The organism is Marinobacter sp. (assembly GCF_033722195.1).
Taxonomy (GTDB): Bacteria; Pseudomonadota; Gammaproteobacteria; order Pseudomonadales; family Oleiphilaceae; genus Marinobacter.
The window spans coordinates 1-3,894 of the sequence record NZ_JAWVZL010000161.1 but is presented as its reverse complement, the minus strand read 5'-3'; the positions used below and the strand labels follow the sequence as shown (position 1 = coordinate 3,894).

3 protein-coding genes and 1 pseudogene are annotated in these 3,894 nt (G+C 63.7%); all 4 read left to right on the top strand.

Going from position 1 to position 3,894, the window contains the following annotated elements; translation table 11 throughout:
* A pseudogene (locus R3280_RS16190) lies at positions 1-1,090 on the top strand (serine/threonine protein kinase); the annotation flags it as partial.
* A 90-nt stretch (positions 1,091-1,180) separates the two neighbouring features.
* Positions 1,181-1,630, top strand: a complete 450-nt coding sequence (locus tag R3280_RS16185; RefSeq protein ID WP_318999642.1) for a MerR family DNA-binding transcriptional regulator — start codon at positions 1,181-1,183, stop codon at positions 1,628-1,630.
* 94 nt (positions 1,631-1,724) lie between these two features.
* Complete coding sequence (locus R3280_RS16180; RefSeq protein ID WP_318999641.1) at positions 1,725-2,891, top strand: isovaleryl-CoA dehydrogenase; 1,167 nt, start codon at positions 1,725-1,727, stop codon at positions 2,889-2,891.
* Between the two features lie 206 nt (positions 2,892-3,097).
* A partial coding sequence (locus R3280_RS16175) for a carboxyl transferase domain-containing protein (protein WP_318999640.1) occupies positions 3,098-3,894 on the top strand: 797 nt, incomplete at its 3' end.

The following is a 3,894-nucleotide window of genomic DNA, read 5'->3' as shown; positions in this document are numbered from 1 at the left end:
TGCTTCCGGCCAGTCCTGCCGCTTTGGCCACCTGGCGATACCGCCCACGTCCCTGGGCCTGCCCATGGAGTTCGCGCGGGTGCTGGAGGGCATGCTGGATCCGGACCCGGAGCGGCGATGCCAGGCCGGCGACTACTTCGTCAAAGAGATGCCGCGGATGGCGCGCAGCGTGATGGTGGACCTGCCGGAGCGCACCATCACCCCCATGGTGCCGGTCTGGACCCGTGCCACCGAGCGGGAGATCGATACCGTGGTCTACAGCTCCCGTAAATCCTTCCTGCGCCAGGAAGATGCTGCCGAGACCCTGAACGACGTCAACGATGTCCAGCTTGACCGCTACTACAAGAACTTCATGCAGGGCATGGGGGAAACCGAGAAGGCTTTCCTGGCCGCCGTCAGCCGGCTCGGCAAGTACCCGGTGGTGGGCGGCCTCGCGGTGCGCTGGGAAAGCGACGGCGTCTACATCGACACCTCCCTGAATCTGCACGACCCGGCACTGCGGCCCGCCTTCGTCAGCGCCGTCAACAACATGGTGAACCTGGCCCGTGCCATCTATCGCCAGGGTATTTTCAAGAGCTGCCTGTTCAATGCCCGCGACACCCTGCACCTGGATCGCAGCGACCCGAACCAGCCTTTCCTGGTGGACGAGGGCATGACCTTGCCCTATGAGATCAGCGCCGCGCCGGAGGTGGAGGACCAGTCCCGGGTACACTCCTACTTCGAGGACGGGCCGGACCCCGAGGAATTCCTGGTATTGCCGCGCCCCATCATCCTGGCCCTGGAAGCGCTGAACGACATCCATCACACCGGCATGATCATCTTCGAGGCCCTGCCCACCCACCTCAAGATCCACAGCCATTACCGCCTGCTGGATCCCGAACGGGAGGCGGAATTCTCGAAGCGGCTGGACGAAATCCTGGCGGCGGTGCCCCAGATCAGCGGCCTGGGCGTCTCCGGCTTCATGAAAATGCCCTACAAGGACACCCGCCGTTTCACCCACATCGAGCGCCTGCCGGAACGCTACTACCCCCGCAACCCCCGGGCCCAGACTACGCCTGTCGCTGAGACCGGCAATAACCCTGCATCCTGAATCGGGACTTTCACGCCCGGATTCTTGATTTTTGTTTACGTTTACGTAAACTTCAGACTAGGATTTGTTGTTCCCAGAGAGGTTAGACGTATGCCCGGTAAAGATGGTGCCATCAAAGAATCTTCGTCCCGCGAAACCTACAGCATCAGCGACCTTGCCCGTGAGTTTGATGTCACCACCCGCAGCGTGCGCTTCTATGAGGACCAGGGCCTGCTGAGCCCGACCCGGCGCGGCCAGACCCGGATCTTCAGTTCCCGGGACCGGGTGCGCCTCAAGCTCATCCTGCGGGGCAAGCGCATGGGCTTTTCCCTGGCCGAGACCAAGGAGCTGTTCGACCTCTGGGACAAGACCCTCAGCGGTAACGAGAAGCAGCTGCACCTGATGCTGGAGACCCTGGACCGCAAACGGGCCCAGATCGAGCAGCAGAAAAAGGACATCGCCATGGTGGAGATGGAGATCGACAGCGCCGAGGCCCGTTGCCGCGACGCCCTTCGGGAGCTGCAGAAGAAAAAGGCCGCGAAGGAACAGGCCCAGGCCTGACGGCCCCACAAATTTCGTAGTGTCGGCGGGCGCCAACGCCCAGGCCAGGGTGCCGGCCGCGACCACACATTCCGCAAACAAGAAGGTGCAAACCATGAAGTCACATTATTCCGAATTCAACTTCGGCCTCGGCGAGACCCTGGACATGCTGCGCCAGCAGATCAATGGCTTCGCCGCCTCCGAAATTGCGCCGCGGGCGGCCGACATCGACCGGGACAACCTCTTCCCCGCCGACCTCTGGCGCAAGTTTGGAGATATGGGCCTGCTGGGTATCACCGTCGATGAGAAATACGGCGGCTCCGGCATGGGCTACCTGGCCCACGTCATCGCCATGGAGGAGATCAGCCGCGCGTCCGCCTCGGTGGGTCTGTCCTACGGCGCCCACTCCAACCTCTGCGTCAACCAGATCCACAACAACGGCACCGAAGAACAGAAGCAGAAATACCTGCCCAAGCTGGTCACCGGTGAGCACGTGGGCGCCCTCGCCATGTCCGAGCCCAACGCCGGCTCCGACGTGGTGTCGATGAAACTGGCCGCCAAAGACGCAGGAGACCACTTCGTCCTCAACGGCAACAAGATGTGGATCACCAACGGCCCCGACGCCAACGTCTACGTGATCTACGCCAAGACCGACCCGGGCGCTGGCCCGCGCGGCATCACCGCCTTCATCGTCGAGCGTGACACCCCCGGTTTCACCCAGGCCCAGAAGCTGGACAAGCTGGGCATGCGCGGCTCAAACACCTGTGAGCTGGTATTCCAGGACTGCAAGGTACCCAAGGAGAACATCCTGGGTGAGCTCAACGGCGGCGCCAGGGTACTGATGAGCGGCCTCGACTACGAGCGCCTGGTACTGGCCGGTGGCCCGCTGGGCATCATGCAGGCGGCGCTGGACGTCACCGTGCCCTACATCCGGGAGCGCAAGCAGTTCGGCCAGGCCATCGGCGAGTTCGAGCTGGTGCAGGGCAAGGTAGCGGACATGTACACCAAAATGAACACCGCCAAATCCTACGTCTACATGGTGGCCATGGCCGCCGACCGCGGCGAAACCACCCGCAAGGACGCCGCCGGCGCCATCCTCTACTCCGCCGAAACCGCCACCCAGCTCGCCCTGGACTCCATCCAGCTGCTTGGCGGCAACGGCTACATCAACGAGTACCCGACAGGCCGCCTGCTGCGGGACGCCAAGCTCTCCGAAATCGGCGCCGGCACGTCCGAAATCCGCCGCATGCTGATCGGGCGCGAGCTGTTTCTGAACAAGTAACACACAGCTTCATGACAGAGGCCGTCCCCAGCCAGAAACGCCAGGGACGACAAGCACCCAAAGTATGACGCGGACCTGGCGGGGTGTCTTTCCGGGAATGTTGAAGGCCAGGGACGGCCTGAAACAAGCGCACAGGGATGTGCTCGTAGCGTTTCCCGGAAAGACATCCCGCCCGGGCCGCAGCCCCGAACCTCGAGGCCCAAAAAATGACAGTACTGCAAAGCAAAATTAACCCAAGGTCCGACGAGTTCCAGGCCAACCAGGCCGCCATGGCCAAGGCCGTGGCCGACCTGCGGGACAAAGTCGCCACCATCCAGCAGGGCGGCGGCCCCTCCTACCAGGAACGCCACATCGCCCGCGGCAAACTGCTGCCCCGGGAGCGCATCAACCGCCTGCTGGACGACGGCTCGCCCTTCCTGGAGATCGGCCAGTTCGCCGCCTATGACGTCTACGGCGAGGATGTACCCGCCGCCGGTGTGATTGCCGGCGTGGGCCGGGTCTCCGGCACCGAATGCATGATCATCGCCAACGACGCCACCGTCAAAGGCGGCAGCTACTATCCGCTGACCGTGAAAAAGCACCTGCGGGCCCAGGAAATCGCCCTGCAGAACCGTCTGCCCTGCATTTACCTGGTGGATTCCGGCGGCGCCAACCTGCCCCGCCAGGACGAAGTCTTCCCCGACCGGGACCACTTCGGCCGCATCTTCTTCAACCAGGCCCGCATGTCCGCTGACGACATCCCCCAAATCGCCGTCGTCATGGGCCTGTGCACCGCCGGCGGCGCCTACGTGCCCGCCATGGCGGACGAGTCCATTATCGTCCGCAACCAGGGCACCATCTTCCTGGCTGGCCCGCCGCTGGTGAAGGCCGCCACGGGTGAAGTGGTCACCGCGGAAGACCTCGGCGGTGCCGACGTCCACTGCAAGGTGTCCGGCGTTGCCGACCATTACGCCGAGAACGACGCCCACGCCCTGGAAATCGCCCGCCGCTGCGTCTCCAACCT

Bases quoted from the DNA above. Each gene is read 5' to 3' on its own strand.
- R3280_RS16185 (WP_318999642.1), top strand. From the start codon at position 1,181: ATGCCCGGTAAAGATGGTGCCATCAAAGAATCTTCGTCCCGCGAAACC.
- R3280_RS16180 (WP_318999641.1), top strand. From the start codon at position 1,725: ATGAAGTCACATTATTCCGAATTCAACTTCGGCCTCGGCGAGACCCTG.